Below are 20772 nucleotides of genomic sequence, written 5' to 3' on the forward strand. Positions count from 1 at the left end.
CAAAGCCAAGCCTTTACACTCTACACAATTATTCATTTGTACAAAGGTGTAAAGGTTTGGATTTCTTAAAGCTTTTCCGTGATGTCGAAAACTGGATTGATCAATATCCATGGCTTGAGATGTTGACGTCACTCGGTATCCTTATTTTTTTAGCGGTAATTGCCAATTTTGTTGCGAAACAAGTGGTTGTTCGTGGTATTCGCAAACTCATCAGCAAAATTAAATCCGCAAACCAGTCCATTTTTGCACAGCATAGTGTGATTCGTCGTATTGCCAATATTGTTCCTGCGATTGTCATTATGAATGGCATTACCACTGTTCCCCATCTATCTGAAAAAATAATTATTTTTGTACAGATGGCATCGCAAGCCTTTATCTTTTTAACCATTGCCCTTGCGATCAGCGAAATGCTGAACATCTTTAATCTGGTTTATCAACGCAACCCCAACGCTAAAAATAAACCCATTAAAGGTTATTTACAGCTGGTTAAGTTGATGATTTTCATCGTCTGCGCTTTGATGGTTTTAGGTACATTCCTCAAAAAAGATGTATTTACCTTGCTCGCGGGTTTTGGTGCAATGGCAACCATCTTGATGTTGGTCTTTCAAAATACCATTCTTTCATTGGTCGCCAGTGTTCAGATTTCATCCTACGATATGGTACGTATTGGAGACTGGATTTCAATGCCATCACTCAATGCGGATGGCGATGTCATTGATATGTCATTACATACGGTGACCGTACAGAATTTTGACAAAACATACACCACCATTCCAACCAATAAGCTAGTTACTGATACTTTTATAAACTGGCGTGGTATGAGTGAAGCTGGTGCTCGACGCATTAAGCGAGCATTATTTATTGACCAAAGCAGTGTTCATTTTATGACTGAACATGAACAAGAGAAATTAAAGAATTTTTTATTGCTAGATCAATACTTAGATACCAAGCAATCTGAACTGGAAAATTTTAATCATCAGCTGAGCAATCAGACCGTATATAACCAGCGTCGTTTGACCAATCTTGGTACATTTCGCGCCTATATTGAGTTTTATTTAAAACAACATTCTGGAATTGCGCAAAATCAGTCCTTGATAGTACGTCAATTACAGCCGACCAGTGATGGTTTGCCACTTGAAATCTATGCATTCACAAATACCACTGTATGGACTGCCTATGAAGCGATACAATCAGATATCTTTGATCATTTACTCGCAATTATTCCAGAATTTGGATTAAGAATTTATCAAGCACCATCAGGTGCTGATGTGAAATCTTTATCATCGGGTATAATCGTTGAGAATTTTACGCAAAAAAATTAAGAGACTATTATGCTGCTGCAATGGTTCGAAAAACTGGTTAACCCCTATCCTGAAACAAATTTAAACGAGCCATTGCCTACTTCCTTTTTTGCATTTGTATGGCAGTCGACCAAAGGTGTTCGTCCTTTTTTGCTTTTGTTGATTTTGTGTGCAGCAGGCGCAGCCAGTTTTGAAGCTTTACTGTTTTCACAAATTGGTCATTTGGTCGATTGGCTTAGTCAAAGTCAACCCAGTAATTTTCTGGAAAATCATACGCAACATCTGATTATTTTAACGCTTATTCTTTTTGCCAATATTTTATTTGTTTGTTTGCAGTCCATCGTAAAACATCAAATTTTATTTAGCAGTTTTCCAATGCGATTACGCTGGCGTTTTCATAACTTGTTATTACAACAAGGGCTTGATTTTTTTCATAACGACTTTGCAGGACGTTTATCTTCCAAAGTCATGCAAACTGCTCTGGCTGTACGTGAGTTCTGGATGATTTTAGGCGATATATTGGTTTATGTCATTGTCTATTTTATCACCATAAGTGCAGTACTGGGTGCAGTTTCGCCGATTTTACTGATTCCATTGGCGATATGGCTCGGCTTATTTATTTTAAGTACATGCCTTTTTGTTCCTCGTCTTAGCAAGGTTTCAGAAGAACAAGCCGACGCACGTGCGGTAATGACAGGACGAGTCACCGATGCTTATACCAATATTCAAACCGTAAAACTCTTTGCACATGCAGGTCGTGAAAGTCAATATGCCAAAGAATCCATGATTGAATTCATGGAAACTGTATTTCGCCAAATGCGTTTAGGTACTTTATTTGAAGTCATTACCACCCTATTAAGCACAGTATTATTTATTGGCGTGATTGGAACTGCTGTATGGTTATGGCTGAATGGTCAGGCGGGTTTGGGGGTTATTGCCGCTACCACTGCCATGATTTTAAAGCTCAATAGCATGTCAGAATTTATGATGTGGCAAACATCCATGCTATTTGAAAATGTCGGTACCATCCAAGACGGGATGCAAACGCTTGGCAAGCCAGTGAATATTCAAGATAAACCAAATGCCAAATCTTTAATCGTGAGCCAAGGCAATATTAAATTTGAGGATGTCTGTTTTGCCTACAATAAAAAGAACGTCATCGATCATTTTAATCTTAATATCCGCCCAGGTGAAAAAATTGGTGTCGTCGGTCGTTCAGGTGCAGGAAAATCAACACTCATTCAATTGCTTTTACATTTTTATACCCTCAACCAAGGTCGTATTTTGATTGATGGACAAAACATTGAAGATGTAACCCAAGATAGCTTAAGAGCCAATATCGCGTTGGTCACTCAAGATACTTCACTTTTGCATCGTACCGTGGCTGAAAATATTAAATATGGCAAACCTGATGCGACATGGGAAGAAATCTATGAAGCTGTGAAAAAAGCACAAGCTGAGGATTTTATCCCACAATTAACCGATATGCGTGGTCGTAAAGGTTACGACGCTTATGTAGGCGAACGTGGTGTCAAGCTTTCAGGTGGTCAGCGCCAACGTATTGCGATTGCACGAGTATTTTTAAAAGATGCTCCTATTTTAATCTTGGATGAAGCCACCAGTGCACTGGATTCAGAAGTCGAAGCCGCGATTCAGTCTAGCCTTGATGCACTGATGCAAGATAAAACTGTGATTGCGATTGCACATCGACTATCCACCATTGCGCAAATGGATCGCTTAATTGTTTTGGATGAAGGTCGAATTGTGGAACAAGGTACGCATGAACAATTGATTGAACAAGATGGTTTATACGCCCAGTTATGGAAACGTCAAACGGGCGGTTTTTTAGTTGAACAACATGAAGTTGAGGACAAACAATAATGCTGTATCTGGAAGATTTAAACGTTGGGGATCGTTTCATTAGCCGTGAATATGAAATGACGCTTGAAGAAATTAAACAGTTTGCAGGTCAATATGATCCCCAACCTTTTCATCTAAATGAAGCAGAAGCAGAAAAAAGTCCGATATTTCAGGGATTAGCCGCGAGTGGCTGGCATACTGCGGCTGTCACCATGCGCCTATGGACAGAATGCTTTCCTATTCAAGGAGGCTTAATTGGCTCAGAATCAAGTTTGCGTTGGCCCCGTCCTACTCGCCCTGGCGATAAAATCCATGTTGAAGTTGAGATTACTGCAATTGTACCTTCAAAAACTAAAAATGATCGTGGTATTGTGAGCTATATCACACAAGCATTGAATCAAAACGGTGATGTATTACTAATATCGACTACCAAAATTGTCGTTTTTAGGAAAAATGTATAAATGATAGGCATGAAATTTTGTCCAACAATTTCAGTATTTTTATTTTAAATTTCATGCCAAGATGTAACAGTTTAAACGAAGCACATGTAAAGCCACGGATAGCGAATGAAAATTAATTCAGCTCGTCAAGAACAAGGAATACCAGGCGTTTATGGCTTATTGCTATTAGACGTCGTGTCGCGTTGGGGATATAACGATCAAACCCTATTTGCTCCATTTCATTTAACCAGCGAACAATTGGCCGATCCCGAATATCGGATTCCTATTCATGTTGCCAATGAATTGGTTAAACATGCTTTGCGTTTAACAGGTGAAACGACGTTGGGTTATCATCTTGGCAATCAGATGCGTATTTCCATTCATGGATTTATTGGTTATGCCATTATGACTGCGCATGATATTACCGATGCTTTGGCTTTAGCAACGCGTTTTATTCAATTACGCATGCCATTTTTACAGCTTTACTTCTCGACTTTTGGGCCGAAAGCAACATTACAATTACAGTGTGATTTTGATCTTGAACCCTTGCGAACTGAAATTATTCTGGCATTAACCATTGGCATCATGAGCATGGCTAAAGGGTTGACGGGTAATGAAGAATTAACAGGTGAAGTAGATCTGGATTTTCAAAAACCTGAAGGTTTCGATAAATATTTAAATAAAATGAATATTGATATGCGTTTTGAACAACCGCATCTCATATCTAGTTTTGATAAGCAATATTTGGGATTAAAAATGGTGAATGCCGACCCGATTGCGAGTCAGATTGCGATTAATCAATGTGAATCTGAACTATCTGCCTTAGGTGAACGCCGTCGTTTGGCTATGCGCGTCCGTGATATTTTGACTCATTCAGAGCAACATTATCTAAGCATTGAAAGCGTTGCTGAACGTTTACATATGTCCGATCGGACTTTGAAACGTCAGCTTGCAGCCGAAGGAACTTCTTTCTCAACTTTGGTCGATGAAGTTCGTTATCGCCATGCAACCTCCCTACTTTCAAGAACAGATTATAGTCTTGAGCAAATTGCTGATGAACTGGGTTACTCCGATGTTGCCAATTTTAGCCGAGCGTTTAAACGCTGGAGTGGACGTAGCCCAAGTAACTGGCGCAAAGACCCGTATTTATAAGCTTTTATTTTTATTTAAAAACCTGTATAACCACTTTCAAAATAAGCAAACTTTGGATGTTAAGGAGCTGCAATGAATCATCCTTCTGAATTGAAATATGCGAGTACGCATGAATGGGCAAAAATTGAGGGTGATCTTGTAGTCACTGGGATTAGTGATCATGCTCAGGATGCACTTGGTGATCTTGTCTATGTTGAAGTTCCTGAAGTTGGAAGTCATCTCACTGCGGGTGCTCAAGCGGGCGTGGTAGAATCGGTCAAAACCGCATCAGATATTCATGCACCTGTCTCTGGTACTGTGATTGAAGTCAATACATCGCTTGAAGATGATCCTGATTTTATTAACGATGATCCTTATGGTAAAGGCTGGATTTATAAAATTAAACCAGACAATATCGCAGATGTAGAGCAACTTCTCTCCAATACTGAATACGAAGCTGGGTTATAAGTAAAATCACCCATCTCCCACAATTATAAGGGAGATGGTTCTTAGTATTTAAGCCGATTGACGTAATGTGCTTTGACTCAGTTGATCAGCCATCTCTAACAATAAAGCTTCAGTTTTATCCCAACCCAAGCAACCATCTGTGACTGACTGGCCATAGGTCATATTGCATGAAATTTTTTGTTGACCGTCGACTAAATGACTTTCTAACATAACACCACGAACGTTGCTGACAGTTCGCTCTGCAATGATTTGCTTTAATACTTCAGGTTGTTTCATCGGATCTTTTGAACTGTTGCCATGGCTACAATCAATCACCAATGGAGGCAAATCAGTTTGATGTTTCGCTTTAATTTTCTCGATCGAAGTGAGATCATAATTCGGGCCATGATTGGCACCACGTAAAATCAAATGCGCCAATGGATTACCTTTGCTTTGTAATATTGCAGGTAATCCCTGCTGATTCATTCCCAAAAATTGATGTTCATTTTCCGCCGATTGAATCGCATCTAGTGCAATCTGGATTGAACCATCGGTACCATTTTTAAAACCAATTGCGTACGGCATATGACTGGAAATTTCACGATGAATCTGTGATTCACTAGTACGTGCTCCAATTGCTCCCCAAGCCAAAAGATCATCAAAATAAGCTGTTGCCATAGGGCTTAGAATTTCACTGGCAATCGGTAAACCCATTTCAATGATCTGTAAATATAAAGCGCGTGATTTTTCCAAACCCAATTGCAAATCAGATGATCCATCAAGATTTGGATCATACAAAAAGCCTTTCCAACCGACTGTTGTGCGTGGTTTTTCAATATAAGCGCGCATGACCAGAAAAATTTGATCTTTAACCTGTTCTTGTAATTTGATCAATTTTGCTGCGTATTCTAATGCAGATACAGGGTCATGAATTGAACATGGACCAGTAACCACCAATAAACGTGAATCTTTACCTGAAAGTATATTTTGAATGGTTTGACGATGTTCAGCAATTTGTTTGGCAAAAGTAGAAGATAGCGGATATGCCGCTTTTAATTCACATGGCAAGCTAAGCGAGATTTCTTTTGAAGTATTTTGTGCAATTAAAGTTTTATTGAGCGCATTCATTTGACTATTTCCTTTGGACTGACTCTATTTTCAGTCCGATCATTTATTTGAGCGATGTGGGTCTATTCAGTTGTAGGTTTTGACTAAAGTAAAACCAATAAACATTGCTAAAATATGAAGTCATCAAGTTATACACGGCACATCTCCAAAATAAAGGTATGAAATAGATATAAAAAAACCTGATCGGGGTTGCCGATCAGGTATTAACTTGAAGGGCAACTATTTTGCTGCCCGAATGCGTTCAGGCAACTATTTAAATTGCCAAAAGTAATAATAAGCGTTGTTGATCATAGGTTGTTTTAACATTGCTATTTCAGTTAAATAAAACATATCTTGATGCCAAACATACTCTGTGTTTGGGAAATTGACAAGTGTTTTTCATAATTTATTTATTGACGAATAAATATACAAAGCATTAAGATGAGCATTCCCCTTTTGCTCAATTGAGTTTCTGCCAATGAAGTAAGTCCTATTTTTATCAATTTCACTTTCTTGTAATTGATGTACAAAATAGACTTCTACTTTGTTGTTTTACCTATTTTTATTTACTTTCTATTTTGTACATCCTGTTGTATGAGGAGGTCTTATGACCCAACAGGCGTGTATTATTCAGCAGCTTAGCTTAGACATTCATTCCAAAAATATTTTTGATCAACTTCACTTTAATCTTCCCATACAGCAATGCACCGGTCTCATTGGTCGTAATGGTCAAGGTAAATCACTCTTAATGCAGTGTTTGGCGCAAGTTTCTAAATTCAGCTTTATTGGACAGATTCATTGGCAATGTCCTGTCGCATATCTATCTCAATTCAACCGACTAAGGGGTAATACCATTGCTCAAGTATTGGATATTCAAAATTTAGTTGATGCTTTTAAACGGATCGAAAATAGTTCAGCTTCATTTCAGGATTACGATCTGGTCGAAGATAAATGGCACTTACCTTACGAATGGCAACAGCAATTAGAACAGGCAGGATTACCCCTTGATCTTAACTTTTCTGTACATTTATTGAGTGAAGGACAGAAAACCAAACTGGCTCTATGTCGCTTATTTGCCTTAAAGGATCATTATCTTTTATTGGATGAGCCCAGCAATCATCTGGATTGTGTCAGTAGAAAATGGTTAATTTCATGTTTAAAAGCGCATACCATGGGATCTTTAATTATTAGTCATGATCGTTTGTTATTAGATGAAATGCAGCATATCTTGGAATTTAATGAGTTTGGTATTTCCCATTTCTCTGGAAACTACACCCATTATGCGAAACAATCAGCTTTACAACGTCACGCTCTTGAACAGGATATTGAGCAAGAAAAACGTCAACTCAAGCAACAGGTTGTACAACAACATCAAATATTGATGAAGAATCAAAAAAGACAGGCTAGCGCAAACAAAAAGCGCAAAACAGGATCACAAGCGAAAGTCATTTTGGATTTTAAACGAGAGCAGGCAACTCAACAATCAGGTCAACTTATTCGACAACAACAGCGTCAGTTACATCAGGAACAGTTATCGCTTTGCAATAAAAAACAGCGACTAGAAACAGTTAAATCGCAGCAATTTGAATTTTCATCTGCTGTTCAAAAATCAGGTGAAATTTTGAGATTAGCAAACACGCCTCATCCCTATTTACAAAATGCTCACTTCAATTTTTCTTTACAGTCCAAAGAAAAAATTCATTTGGTAGGTGAAAATGGAAGTGGAAAATCTACTTTGCTTAGAATTTTATCTAGAGATTCTTCAAATGAAAATCATGATTCTTTAAGTTTAAGTCGTAGCTTGTATCTAGATCAAAACTTTAGCTTTTTAGATCAACGGCTGTCAGCACTTGAGAATTTAATGGATTTAAACCCAGATCAAACAGCAGAGTTTTGGAGAAATTTGCTGGGGCAATTACGATTGCGTGGAGATAAAGTATTACAGCCATTATCCGAATTGAGTGGTGGTGAACAATTAAAAGTCGCTTTAATTGCCATGGCTCATCCATTAAATTCAATTGATCTTTTACTATTGGATGAACCAGAAAACCATCTTGATATAGAGTCCTGAGAACTGCTGGCAAAATCAATTCAAAGTTTTAATGGCGCAATTATATTAGTATCTCATGATGATTATTTTGTAAAACAATGTGGAATCATCCATGAGGTCAAGATTGCAGCTCTTTTAAATGAACGAAGAGCGTCGTGACGACGCTCTTGTTTATTTGCATTTGTTATTTTGGTTCAGATTAGAAATACACAAGCTTGGTTAATAATGAATCACACTACGGATTGACTTACCTTCATGCATCAAATCAAAAGCAAGGTTGATTTCATCAAGTGGCATGGTATGGGTCACAAATGGTTCAAGTTGAATTTCACCTTTCATCGCATCTTCGACCATTTTTGGAAGCTGGCTACGTCCTTTTACACCACCAAAAGCTGTTCCCATCCACTTACGACCTGTGACCAACTGAAATGGACGTGTTGAGATTTCTTGACCTGCGCCCGCGACACCAATAATCACAGATTGACCCCAACCACGATGCGCACATTCAAGTGCTGAACGCATCACATTGACATTGCCAATACATTCAAAGGAGTGATCGACTCCCCAACCTGTCATTTCTACAATCACTTGCTGAATAGGTTTGTCATAATCTTTCGGATTAAGAAAATCTGTTGCACCAAATTGTTTCGCCAGTTCAAACTTGTCTGGATTCATATCGATTACGATGATGCGACCTGCTTTTGCCTGACGTGCACCTTGTACCACCGCCAGTCCAATCCCCCCTAGACCAAATACTGCAACGCTGTCACCTTCCTGCACTTTAGCAGTATTGTGCACTGCACCAATTCCTGTGGTGACACCACATCCAAGTAAGCAAACTTGTTCATGATTCGCTTCAGGATTAATTTTTGCCAAAGAAACTTCGGCAACCACTGTATATTCACTGAAGGTTGAACATCCCATATAGTGATAAATGGGCTCGCCATTATAAGAAAAACGTGTCGTACCATCTGGCATAACACCTTTACCTTGTGTAGCACGAACAGCAACACATAGGTTCGTTTTGCCTGACTTACAAAATAAACACTCGCCGCATTCAGCTGTATAAAGTGGAATCACATGATCGCCGGGTTTGACACTGGTAACGCCCTCACCGACTTCAACCACAACACCAGCACCTTCATGCCCTAATATGGCAGGAAATACACCTTCAGGATCATCACCCGATAAAGTAAATGCATCGGTATGACAAACTCCTGTATGACTGATTTTGATCAGGACTTCACCTGCCTTGGGTGGAGCGACATCCACTTCTACAATCTGTAAGGGTTGACCTGGACCAAATGCAACAGCAGCACGTGATTTCATGCTTTCTCTCCTTTTGTATTTACTTTAAATAAGATTTCAGAATTTTGGTAATCTCAGCTAATTCTTCATAACGCTGTTGTTCTGTCGTCTCTCCCTCAACTAGAGTGTCTTTGAAATGGATTTCCAGCACTTCATTCATTAGACCATTCATCGCACCACGTGTTGCACAAATTTGTTGAAGAATTGCGTTACATGAAGTGTCATTTTCGAGTGCACGTTCAATGGCCTGAACTTGACCCTGAATTTTGCGAAGGCGAAGTATAATTTTCTTTTTGTCTTCAATTTGCTTAGGCATAAGCCCTCTCTTTTGCATCTTTTTATACTATACCCCAGTATAGTATATCTATTAATTCAAACAATAAAGCAAATGGACAATAAAATTTTAGATATAACTATTAAATGACTACAAAAAAACAACTAAATATCTGATCTTACATGTGAAATATCAATATCATATAGATATATCCTCACCATCTGAAAATAGCGTTTTTCTAAAATAGAAAACCAAATAACAGGAGACAAATGTTTGTAATAAAAATTTATGACGGATTGAATATGATAAGAAATATTTTGAGAGATACAGACTTATGAACTTTGACTGGTTAAATGATCAAGATGCGGTAAAAAAAATAGAACAAGGTTTAACCGCTTATGTCGCTTTAGATGATGCTTTTGTTAGTATTGCATCACGAATTTTTTTGATTCGGAACGCCAAGCGAACTCTCGATTTACAATATTATATATGGAATAACGATTTTATTGGTCAGCTCATGTTGAATGAGTTATACAAGGCAGCAAACCGAGGGATTAAGATTCGGTTACTGATCGATGATCAAAACGGAAATGGACTCGATCCTATTTTACGGGCACTTTCAGACAACCCAGCTTTTGAAATTCGCCTATTTAATCCTTACAAATTCAGAAAGTTACGTGTACTAGATTACTTATTTAGAGCAAAAGCAATTAATCATCGAATGCACAATAAACTGATCATTGCTGATGATTGTATTGCTGTCACAGGCGGGCGTAATATTAGTGGCGAATATTTTGAAGCTGGTAACGAATTTCAATTTTTTGATCTGGATATTCTTTTTTATGGAACTGCTGTCACTCATGCGGTCGATGTATTTCAAAACTTCTGGAATTTCTCGTTAAGTCTACCTATTCGACATTTTGTCGGGGCTACAAAATCGAATGATGAATCAAAACTAAAACAGCTTTTTAAGCAATTCAATGAAATTGATACGCCAGTTGAAAAGAAAATTTATGAAGCTCAAAGTGAATTAGATAATATATTAAAAAATTATTCATTACGATGGAAGAAAGCTTATTTCGTTGCAGATGTTCCACAGAAAATTTTAGGTGAATCGAGACAGGATGAATTAATTTATCATCAAATTGCTCAGCTTATGGGCTACCCTTCAAATCATCTAGAATTGGTTTCTGCTTATTTTGTACCCACTCGCTCAGGTACAGCTTTTTTAAGTAAGCAAAGTCGACAAGGCATAAAAATACGCATTTTAACCAATTCATTCATTGCAAATGATGTTGCCATTGTCCATGCTTTCTATAGTAAATATCGTCAAGCTTTACTGGAAAGTGGCGTCAAACTTTACGAGTTAAAATCCATTATTCCGAGAAAAAAACCAACATGGTATGAAAAACTAACTGGTCGAGTGATACCTGCTAAAGGAAAAAGTAATTCAAGCTTACACGCAAAATTTTTTGATATCGAAGGCAAAGTGTTTATCGGTTCATTCAACTTTGATCCACGTTCTGCGCATATTAATACTGAAGTTGGATTGGTTGTTGAATCTGAAGAACTTCAACAAAATATTACTGATGATCTTGACAAATTTTTACCATTAACATGCTATGAGTTGAGTCTGGATGAACAAGGCAATGTGATCTGGACAGAATATCTTGAGAATGGTGAAACCATAAAATACGCTCATGACCCTAAAACCACAAAATTTCAACGTCTTGTAATGAAATTTATGGCTTGCTTACCTATTGAATGGATGATGTGATTAGACTTTACATTCAAATACGCATAAGCCCTGTATTTCTAATTGAATATCAATGGAAATAAAGCCTGCCTGTTTTAAGACTGATAAATGTTCAGTTTTAGACATATACAGCTCATTATTTTGCATCGCGTCTTCAGCAAAAAGATGATCACACATAAAATAAGTTGCTTTCGGTTTGAGTAAACTGATTACTGCCTTATGGAAGTCTAATGCATGGCTTTTATGTCTTAATTCATGTAAAGCCTGATGAATAATAATATAGTCAAATTGGTCTAGGCTCTTTTGCCAGTTTGCTTGCTTGAAATCACCCAACAAGTAAGTCGCTCGTTGAGATTCATTTGGGCTAAGCTTTTGCAAAGCTAGCGTATGCATGACTTCTGAAAAATCAAAGGCTGTATATTGAATATTAGGTAAACGTTCTAATAAATACTTACCTAAAAATCCTGGCCCTGATCCTAGCTCTAAAACTTTTAACTGAGCATCAGTACCTTGCGCAATTTTTTGTGCATAATAATCAAAAAAATCATAACGCCACGGTCGCTTAAGATTTGCCGTTAACTCCCACTGTTTTGCGTCCTGATATTTTTTTAAATCTATTGGACTTGGAACATCGATATTCATTTTTTTCTCTTTGATTTTTCTTTAAATTAAACCAATATTTTCAAAGAGTACACGATAAGCTTCTGCTTTTTTTTCGAGCGCTAAAGGATAAGCTCTGGACGATGACGGCATACGATACAAATCAAGCCACCGACCTACAAAATAAGTTTGAGTAGATTGCCCTATCTGTGGCTTTTCGGTATTTTTAGGTAAAGACAGCATCAATGTATCCGTGGCTTTATCACCCGTTGTCATCAGCGTATTGCACAAAGGAATTTGCTCAAGTAAATCCTGTAAATTGGTCGGTGTCACAATCTGTAAAAACTTATCAGAAGCATTACCTTTTAAGCGTTGAACTTGAACAGCAGTATCAAAAATGGCAATCCCCTTTTCAATTAAAAAATCATGGATTTGCTGCTGCTTAAAATTTTTATTTTTGAGATCTAAAAAATAATTTTTATCATCAAAGAACAAATAACCAAAGATCCGCCACATGTCATTTTGATAATTTGGGTAATAAAAATTCATTTTCCAGCGTTCTTTGGGTGGTGGAAAGCTACCTAACATCAGTAGTTTTGCATTGCTTGGTAAAAATGGTTGAAGTGGATGTGACTCTATTTCGAACTCAAAGTTATTCATACTATCTTTTTAGGGCGCTTAAATAAATTTTTAGATATTTTGCCTTGTAATGATCATCAAAGTAAATTTTTAAAGACTTGAATTTTATTATTTTGCATAATTATATGATTTACATAAACTAACTCTAATTGAAAATATACAACAATATAAAAAGCCCATTGTAAAATGGGCTCTTGAAAATAATTTGAGTAAATAAAGAATTAGTTAACTAATTCAGGGTTTAATTCATCATCTTTAGCAAGTAAAACCGAGAAGACAATTGGCACACCCAAAATTAGAGGAACAACAATGATCCACAAATCAATACTGAGCTTTGCAGGAAATAAAAAGTGAATCCCTAGAGCAAATACGATAAGTACTGCCACCAAAATCCCCATGAAACGCGTCGCAAATTTTAAAAGCATGTTTTAAATCTCTTGTGGTTAAAATTATGTTTAAATTATAGGCTTTATTTGTGGAAAATCCTATTTGTTCAAGAAATACAATCAATAAATTTACAAAATATAAAGTTTATTTTCAAAACATCTTAAAAATAAAAAATTGGCAATTTAAAATTTGTGCAATGAATGCGTTAAGAAAAATTTGAATATTGTTGAAATGCTTGCTTTGATACAAGGATGATTATTTTAAGTGAAATCCAAAACTTAAATCACAACAAAAGATACTTATTGAGAGAAGATAATGAACATACGTCCAGTAACAAAAAATGATTTCAATGAATGGCTTCAGCTGTGGAAAGGTTATCAGGTATTTTACAAGGCGGCGATCAGTGATGAGATAACCAAAACCACGTTTGACAGATTTCAGGATGCGCAAGAACCTGTATATTGTTTAGTTATAGAAAATGAAGAAAAACAATTGATTGGATTGGTACATTATATTTTTCATCGTAGCACATGGACGATTGAAAATTATTGTTATTTACAGGACTTGTTTGTTGATCCCAAACATCGAGCGTCTGGCTTAGGGCGCAAGCTGATTGAAGCCGTTTATGCAGAGGCCGAAAAAAATCATTGTTCGCGTGTTTATTGGTTGACACAGGAAAATAACGAACAGGCGCGGATGTTATATGATCGTATTGCAGATCAAACTGGTTTTATTCAATATCGAAAATTATTCAAATAATCTAAAAAAACAGGAGATAGCATAAAATTTAATGCTATCTCCTAGAGATTTCTAGCCTAATTTATTGACCAGTCTTAATGGCAATACTTTCATGGCAATCCCCATTGGCAACCACGGCCATTGTGGGACATAAGCTTTCACAGGTTCTTTTTCAATAGCTTTAACCAAAAGACGTGATCCCGTTTTTTCATCGACTTCAAATGGCAAATGTTTAGCGCCTTCATTTAACTCGGTACGAATATATCCGGGGAAAATGGTAGAAACTTTAATGGGCGTATCAATCAATTCAGCACGGATGCCTTCAGCCAAGTGAGCCACTGCTGCCTTACTGGCTGCATAAGTTGAAAGGTGTTTTGGTAACCCCCGCATCGCGCTCATGGATGAAATCACCACCAAATGCCCTGATTTTTGTTGACGGAAAATTTCAACAGCAGCTTCACACTGCGCAAGTGCAGAAATAAAATTGGTTTCAGCAGTGGCTCGATTAATTTCAAAGTTGCCTTTACCAATACGCCGTCCATTGCCCACACCTGCATTGACAATAATTCGATCTAATTGACCAAATTCTTGTTTAAACGCTTTAAAAACTTCAAATACCTGATCGTAATCTGTGACATCTAAAATTTTTGCAATCACTTTGATGCCATATTCGCTTTGCAGTTCCGTTTGAAGTTCCTGTAAGCGCTCTAAACGCCGGGCACAGATCGCAAGATTATAGCCTTTCTTTGCAAATTCTCTTGCCATGCCTGCTCCAAGTCCAGAGCTTGCTCCCGTGATTAAAATCGTTTTTGCCATGATAAAATCCTTTTATATCCATGTCAGCAGATCTGGGTTAACTACTTTAATAAAATGATGTTCGTTTAAACTTAGAAGTTGCGGTTCATTTCCAACCAATCTCAAGGTCGTTAAACTGGTATTGGCAATCGCCCAATTCAATGCAAAAGTATGATTGATGCTCAACTCCATGATTTTTCCAACAGCGACAGAAATAACTCCGCCTGAAGTAAAAACGACAGCGTATCTGGGTTTCGTTTGCGCAAGCTCATCACATAATTTTTGCAATGCTGTTTCTACACGCTGCTTAAAATCCGGCCAAGACTCATCATATTCATGATGAAATTCACCGTCTGTCCAACGAGTAATTGCGCCTTCAAAGATTTTAGCTAAATACGCACGTGGGTTAGCTTCTTTGGCTACATCAGCCTTGAGTAATTCGGGTTGCTTAAAACGCGGTTCATACTGCGCAAACACTTGTTGATGATTAAATTCATTCCAACCCGCATCGGTATGGATGGTTGTTTCTGGAAAACTTTCTTTGAGTGCGCCTTGTGCCGTTTGCAAATGACGTTGCATCGTACCCGCAACAACGTATGGCTGCTCTTTTAAAATATCTTTAAAATAACGACCTAGTAAGGTGGCTTGAGCTTCGCCGTTTTGAGATAGTTCATCATAATTGCTTTTGCCAAAAGAAGCCTGACCATGACGTACTAAATAGATGGTGGTCATTTTTTTAACACCCTTTGCACTTTATCTAAATATTTCTGGGCAATTTCTGAATCTTGTATTTTTTGCTGTGCAATCAACTTTAAGGCACGAATATGCAAAGCATGAATCACGATCCAAAAATCTTTAAATGCAGGATTTCGGGTTTGCTTATGGAAGTAACGATAATAAATTTGTTGTGCAATCACGGCTAATCGAAATACACCAAATACTTCATAAAAGGTCCAGTTTTCAGTAGTTAAACCTGTTTTTTGTAGATAATAGTCGACCACTTGTTTTCGCGTGAACATGCCTTTTAGATTGGTCGGTTGTCGGCGAGTCGATTTAAAAATCATATTATCGCTATCTTCGACCCAATACGCCAAAGCACTGCCCAAATCCATCAGCGGATCACCGAGTGTTGCCATTTCCCAATCGAGTACCCCAATCACCTGAGTCGGCTGTTCAGGATTAAGAATCACATTATCAAAGCGCCAGTCATTATGAATAATACAAGTGGTTGAATCTTGAGGAATGTGATCAAACAACCACTTTCTTACATAATGAAAAGAAGGCACATTGATTGTTTTTGCTTTTTCATAGCGTTTATCCCAGCCTTCAACTTGTCTACGACAATATCCTTCACCTTTACCAATTTCAGCAAGTGGTGTGTTTTGATAAGGCACTTGATGTAATTCAATTAATTTATCCAATACGTTAATACATAACGCATGAACATCCTGCTCAGAAAAGTTTAACTCAGGTGGCAGTTTCGCACGGGGAATAATCCCTTCGATACGTTTCATCACATAGAAATCACAGCCAATGACAGACTCGTCCTGACAAAGAGCAATCATTTCAGGGACAACGGGATAAGACTGCGCTAAGTTTTTTTGTACTAAATATTCACGCGCCATATCATGGGCTGACTTGGCTTTAGTTCCTACAGGCGGTCGGCGTAAAATTAGATCTAGATTGTCATATTGCAAACGATAGGTCCAATTCGAAGCGCCTCCGGTATATTGAGTAACTTTAGCTTCGCCAGCCAATACAATGCCTTGTTGTTTAAGCCAGTTTTCAACGGCCAAAACATTCAGCTCCTCACCCTCTCGAACCTGACCGCCAATATCAATGATCGACATATATCTTCCTTTAATATTAAATCTAACTTTATGCTTTTTTTCTCGTGCTATAACCACGTTTTGCCAGTTCAAGTTTAGCAATCATGCCCTTATGCACTTCATCAGGGCCATCTGCTAAACGCAAGCTACGTGCCTGAGCAAAGAATCCAGTCAAAGGTGTATCTTTCGAAACTCCTGCACCGCCATGCAGTTGCATTGCCATATCGACGACTTTTTCAAGCACACTTGGTGCAACCACTTTAATCGCTGAAATTTCAGTCAATGCCGCCATATTTCCCAATGTATCCATTTTATAGGCAGCATATAAAGTTAATAGTCGTGCTTGATCAATTGCAACACGAGCTTCTGCGACCCGCTCTAGATTACCACCCAGTTTTAATAATTCTTTGCCAAAAGCTTTACGCGACATACCGCGGTCGATCATCAATTCCAGTGATTTTTCCGCTGCGCCAATACAACGCATACAATGGTGGATACGTCCTGGCCCTAAACGACCTTGCGCAATTTCAAAACCCTGACCAGCCCCACCAATAAAATTTTCAACAGGCACACGTACATTATCAAAACTAATTTCACCGTGGCCATGTGGTGCGTCGTAATCACCAAATACAGGTAGCATCCGCTCGATTGTAACGCCTTTGGTATCGACTGGAACCAATACCATAGAATGCTGATGATGGCGATCTTTATTTTCATCAGGCGTATGCGCCATAAAAATAATGATTTTGGCATTTGGATCACCTAAACCTGATGACCACCATTTACGACCATTTAAAACAATTTCATCGCCATCAACCACCGCAGTCGCTTGCATATTGGTCGCATCACTAGAAGCAACCGCTGGCTCAGTCATACAAAAGACTGAACGAATTTTTCCTGCGAGTAAAGGCATTAACCATTGCTGTTTTTGTTGCTCAGAACCGTAACGCCATAAAACTTCCATATTGCCACTATCTGGCGCATTGCAGTTGAATACCGTAGGTGCAAGCAAACTACGTCCTGAAAGCTCTGCAATATGGGCATACTCCTGTACAGATAAACCTGCACCAAGTTCAGGGTCAGGTAGAAACATATTCCATAAACCTGCTTGCTTGGCTTTATCTTTTAATGTTTCAAGCTGTGCAGGCCACGTCCAATTTTTCCAGTTCCCGTCTGGATTAAGAGTATGCACTTCATGCCAAAAATCAGCCTCAATGGGCTCAATTTCATTTTCAATAAAGTTTTTTGTTTTTGAAATAAAATCCTGTGCACGTTCGGATAGCTCAAACATGATGATTCCTTAAAATGAGTGTGTTATTTCGCTTTACTTGAACATACGCTCAAATTTATTATGCATGAAATGATTTTATTGAATATCAAACTATGAATCCCATTCATAACTCTAATCCTCGCAATTCTTTTTTAGATCTTGGGTTATTTCATCGCATTGATATCAATTTATATCCACTGTTTGTTGCAATTTTTGAACAAAAAAGTATTTCTCATGCGGCATCGAGTCTATCTGTTAGCCAATCAGCGGCAAGCCATGCATTACAACGTTTGAGATTACAATTAAACGATGAAATTTTTGTGCGTCATGGCAATAAAATGCTACCGACACCTTTTGCTGAGCGGGTTTACCCTGTTATTAAGGCTGCGTTACTTTCAATTCAAAGTATTAGTCAACAAAAACAAAATTTTGACCCAAGTCTCATCAAGACTCTTAAAATAGCAATTCATGACGAAATTGAACCCTTAATTTTTCCCAAATTAATTGATCATTTTCAGCGTATTGCTCCAGACATCCAGTTCAGTAGTATTAAACTGAATCGAAAAACCATACAAAATGATCTTTCGACCCAACAACTAGATTTTGTAATTGACCTTGAAAATAATCTTGCGCAACACATTGGGTTTCAGCGCTTAGTCACAGACCGTTATGTGATTTGTACCCAACAACTTGAAGTGACTAAACAATCGTATCAGTCTGCGCTGCATATCGGGGTTTCGTCGAGACGTACGGGTGTATTACTTGAAGATGTCTATTTGAGCCAAAATAATATTTCGAGACACATCTTTTTACGTTGCCAGCATTATTCCACGGCTTTACAAATTCTTGAGCAAAATCCATTGGCTATGTTGACCTTGCCTAAGACGCTTTTGGAGCATTTGTTTTATGCAAAAAATTTGAATATTCATGGATTGCCTTTTCATTTTCCACTGATAAATATTGGAATGTTTTTTAATTATGATTTGGAGGAAAATTTAAGATATCAGTTTTTAAAACAAGAAATTAGCAATTTATTTGCTTAGGCTATTTTAATGTTATCTCGTTTTAATTTGAACGCTATTTATGGTGCTATATCCATTTTGATCGAGTTAATTTAAGTTAATTTTAAGATGTATTTCCTAAATTGCATGATTCACATTTGGTGCTGATTTATGTTGCATTTTCCTCACCGAATTAAAGCGTCTCTCCCCAAAATCTCACTTGCCTGCTTTAATTTAATCATAGCCTTATGGTTGGCACTCGCTTTAAATTTTCGTTTTTACCAACAGGTTCATTCTTTCTCAGGCTTTACTAGCTGGTTTGCTTTTGTGTGGCTAGGCATCGTAGCCGTCTGTTTGAGCGCTTATTACAACCTTTATCTTCAGTTTTTTGGCTGGAAATGGACAGCAAAACCCATTGCTATTGTGTTGATTTTATTAGGTGGACTCAGTGCTTATTTTAGTAATGAATTAGGAGCTTATATCTCTCCTGAACAAATTCAAAATGTCATGCAGACAGATTTGGCTGAAACCAAACAACTGATGACCCTTCCTTTCTCGCTCTGGAGTATAGGAATGGTTATTTTACCGATTTTAGTCGTTTGTTTGATACCTATTGAATACCCTTCTTTAAAAAAGAATCTAATTCAAAAATCATCTTATGTTATTGTTTCTTTTATCATATTATTGGTTTTAGTATTAAGTAACTATTTAAATTTTACTAATATTTTTCGGCAACATAAAGATATTCGCCAGTTAATTTCCCCTGATAATATTTTGACTTCAAGTTATAAATATTTTCATCATTTACATAAAAAAAACTTACCTTTGGTTAGATTTGGTGAAGATGCAAAAATCATTGTATCGCAAACTGAAACGTTAAAACCCAAATTAATGGTTTTAGTGGTCGGTGAAGCCGCACGTGCAGAAAGTTTTTCACTCAATGGTTATACGCGTAATACCACTCCCCAATTAGCACAAATAGAAAATCTACTTAATTTTAGTCAGGTAACTTCCTGTGGTACAGCTACAGCAGTGTCCGTCCCCTGCATGTTTTCAGGCATGACTAAAGAACAATATGATGCAAATCTAGCGGTTCATCGTGAAGGTTTACTCGATATCGCGCAACGTGCAGGCTATAAAGTCACTTGGATTGATAATGATTCTGGTTGTAAAGGTGCTTGTGATCGAGTTAATAACATTAAAATTAGTAAAAAACTCAAGAAGCAATATTGTCGCGGTGATGGTTTTTGTCTGGATGATGTCTTACTCATAAGCTTACAACGCTACTTGGCATCCATCCCACATCAGGATAGAACCCCACAGTTGATCGTGTTGCATCAGCGTGGTAGTCATGGCCCTGCTTATTATAACCGTACCACGCCTGAGTTTTCTCCATTTCAGCCGACTTGTAAAACCAGTGCCATTCAAACTTGTGATCGCCAGATGCTCATCAATAGTTACGATAATACCATCGTTTATACTGACCATATTTTAAGTAAAATGATTCAAAGTCTTGATAAAAACAAACATTATCAGACAGCGCTCTGGTATTTATCCGATCATGGGGAATCGACTGGTGAAAATGGGATTTATCTGCATGGTACGGTTTACGCGCTTGCGCCATCACAGCAAACACATATTCCAATGTTGATGTGGTTTTCAAATGATTGGAAATCTACACAAAATAATCAGGTTGAATGCCTAAAGTCTCAGAAAAATCATAACTTAAGTCAGGATAATTTGTTCCCAACCCTTCTGTCATTACTGGATATCAAAACCAGTGTAATGGATTTTAAATTTAATATGCTGGATCAGTGTCAGGTCTTTCAGGACTAACTT

At 37.6% G+C, this 20772-nt stretch carries 19 protein-coding genes and 1 pseudogene; 10 read left to right on the plus strand and 10 right to left on the minus strand.

What is annotated here, in order from left to right; genetic code table 11:
- Positions 1-56 precede the first annotated feature (56 nt).
- From F944_RS05185 to gcvH, 5 genes are all read left to right on the plus strand, one after another.
- Positions 57-1322: a mechanosensitive ion channel family protein gene (locus F944_RS05185; RefSeq protein WP_004987766.1), complete on the plus strand. Its 1266-nt coding sequence runs from the start codon at positions 57-59 to the stop codon at positions 1320-1322.
- A gap of 12 nt (positions 1323-1334) precedes the next feature.
- Positions 1335-3182 (plus strand): ABC transporter ATP-binding protein, encoded by a 1848-nt coding sequence (locus F944_RS05190; protein WP_026039872.1) that lies wholly within the window; start codon positions 1335-1337, stop codon positions 3180-3182.
- Complete coding sequence (locus F944_RS05195) at positions 3182-3622, plus strand: MaoC family dehydratase (protein WP_004987768.1); 441 nt, start codon at positions 3182-3184, stop codon at positions 3620-3622. Before F944_RS05190 ends, F944_RS05195 begins: the two co-directional genes overlap by 1 nt.
- A gap of 105 nt (positions 3623-3727) precedes the next feature.
- Positions 3728-4753, plus strand: coding sequence for an AraC family transcriptional regulator (locus F944_RS05200; RefSeq protein WP_004987769.1), 1026 nt, complete (start codon positions 3728-3730; stop codon positions 4751-4753).
- A gap of 72 nt (positions 4754-4825) precedes the next feature.
- On the plus strand, positions 4826-5200 hold the full coding sequence (gcvH, locus tag F944_RS05205; RefSeq protein WP_004987771.1) for a glycine cleavage system protein GcvH: 375 nt from the start codon (positions 4826-4828) through the stop codon (positions 5198-5200).
- Between the two features lie 48 nt (positions 5201-5248).
- Here the strand turns inward: gcvH and F944_RS05210 are convergent, their stop codons facing one another.
- The gene (locus F944_RS05210; RefSeq protein ID WP_004987772.1) at positions 5249-6307 is read right to left on the minus strand and encodes a 3-deoxy-7-phosphoheptulonate synthase; all 1059 of its coding nucleotides are present in this window, start codon (positions 6305-6307) and stop codon (positions 5249-5251) included.
- A 586-nt stretch (positions 6308-6893) separates the two neighbouring features.
- Between F944_RS05210 and F944_RS05215 the strand changes: the two are divergent.
- Positions 6894-8495: pseudogene (locus F944_RS05215) on the plus strand (ATP-binding cassette domain-containing protein).
- A gap of 60 nt (positions 8496-8555) precedes the next feature.
- Here F944_RS05215 and F944_RS05220 read toward each other — a convergent pair.
- Together F944_RS05220 and F944_RS05225 are read right to left on the minus strand one after the other, a co-directional pair.
- On the minus strand, positions 8556-9665 hold the full coding sequence (locus tag F944_RS05220; RefSeq protein WP_004987774.1) for an S-(hydroxymethyl)glutathione dehydrogenase/class III alcohol dehydrogenase: 1110 nt from the start codon (positions 9663-9665) through the stop codon (positions 8556-8558).
- A gap of 19 nt (positions 9666-9684) precedes the next feature.
- The gene (locus F944_RS05225; RefSeq protein WP_004987776.1) at positions 9685-9960 is read right to left on the minus strand and encodes a metal/formaldehyde-sensitive transcriptional repressor; all 276 of its coding nucleotides are present in this window, start codon (positions 9958-9960) and stop codon (positions 9685-9687) included.
- A 292-nt stretch (positions 9961-10252) separates the two neighbouring features.
- Between F944_RS05225 and F944_RS05230 the strand changes: the two genes are divergently transcribed.
- On the plus strand, positions 10253-11695 hold the full coding sequence (locus F944_RS05230) for a phospholipase D family protein (protein WP_004987786.1): 1443 nt from the start codon (positions 10253-10255) through the stop codon (positions 11693-11695).
- Here F944_RS05230 and F944_RS05235 read toward each other — a convergent pair whose 3' ends face one another.
- The 3 genes from F944_RS05235 to F944_RS05245 all read right to left on the minus strand — a co-directional run bounded on the left by F944_RS05235 (position 11696) and on the right by F944_RS05245 (position 13338).
- Entirely contained in the window at positions 11696-12316 is a 621-nt protein-coding gene (locus F944_RS05235) for a class I SAM-dependent methyltransferase (protein WP_004987790.1), read from the minus strand.
- 21 nt (positions 12317-12337) lie between these two features.
- On the minus strand, positions 12338-12934 hold the full coding sequence (locus F944_RS05240; protein ID WP_004987791.1) for a uracil-DNA glycosylase family protein: 597 nt from the start codon (positions 12932-12934) through the stop codon (positions 12338-12340).
- 200 nt (positions 12935-13134) lie between these two features.
- Entirely contained in the window at positions 13135-13338 is a 204-nt protein-coding gene (locus F944_RS05245; protein ID WP_004987792.1) for a hypothetical protein, read from the minus strand.
- 277 nt (positions 13339-13615) lie between these two features.
- Here F944_RS05245 and F944_RS05250 point away from each other — a divergent pair, with 277 nt between their 5' ends.
- Positions 13616-14059 carry a GNAT family N-acetyltransferase gene (locus F944_RS05250; RefSeq protein ID WP_004987793.1) on the plus strand — a complete coding sequence of 148 codons (444 nt, stop codon included), beginning with the start codon at positions 13616-13618 and terminating at the stop codon, positions 14057-14059.
- Between the two features lie 51 nt (positions 14060-14110).
- On the opposite strand, the gene F944_RS05255 is transcribed toward F944_RS05250, so the two are convergent.
- The 4 genes from F944_RS05255 to F944_RS05270 are packed head-to-tail and all read right to left on the minus strand — an operon-like array spanning position 14111 to position 17953.
- Positions 14111-14854, minus strand: coding sequence for an SDR family oxidoreductase (locus tag F944_RS05255; protein WP_004987794.1), 744 nt, complete (start codon positions 14852-14854; stop codon positions 14111-14113).
- A gap of 12 nt (positions 14855-14866) precedes the next feature.
- Positions 14867-15565 carry a histidine phosphatase family protein gene (locus tag F944_RS05260; RefSeq protein WP_004987795.1) on the minus strand — a complete coding sequence of 233 codons (699 nt, stop codon included), beginning with the start codon at positions 15563-15565 and terminating at the stop codon, positions 14867-14869.
- Entirely contained in the window at positions 15562-16683 is a 1122-nt protein-coding gene (locus tag F944_RS05265; protein WP_004987796.1) for a phosphotransferase family protein, read from the minus strand. Before F944_RS05265 ends, F944_RS05260 begins: the two co-directional genes overlap by 4 nt.
- A gap of 28 nt (positions 16684-16711) precedes the next feature.
- Positions 16712-17953 carry an acyl-CoA dehydrogenase family protein gene (locus F944_RS05270; protein WP_004987797.1) on the minus strand — a complete coding sequence of 414 codons (1242 nt, stop codon included), beginning with the start codon at positions 17951-17953 and terminating at the stop codon, positions 16712-16714.
- A gap of 92 nt (positions 17954-18045) precedes the next feature.
- Between F944_RS05270 and F944_RS05275 the strand changes: the two genes are divergently transcribed.
- Both F944_RS05275 and F944_RS05280 read left to right on the plus strand, forming a co-directional pair.
- Positions 18046-18975, plus strand: coding sequence for a LysR family transcriptional regulator (locus F944_RS05275; protein WP_004987808.1), 930 nt, complete (start codon positions 18046-18048; stop codon positions 18973-18975).
- 129 nt (positions 18976-19104) lie between these two features.
- Positions 19105-20769: a phosphoethanolamine transferase gene (locus F944_RS05280; RefSeq protein WP_004987811.1), complete on the plus strand. Its 1665-nt coding sequence runs from the start codon at positions 19105-19107 to the stop codon at positions 20767-20769.
- The last annotated feature ends 3 nt before the right edge of the window (positions 20770-20772 follow it).

The sequence above is a fragment of the Acinetobacter ursingii DSM 16037 = CIP 107286 genome, from assembly GCF_000368825.1.
GTDB lineage: Bacteria > Pseudomonadota > Gammaproteobacteria > Pseudomonadales > Moraxellaceae > Acinetobacter > Acinetobacter ursingii.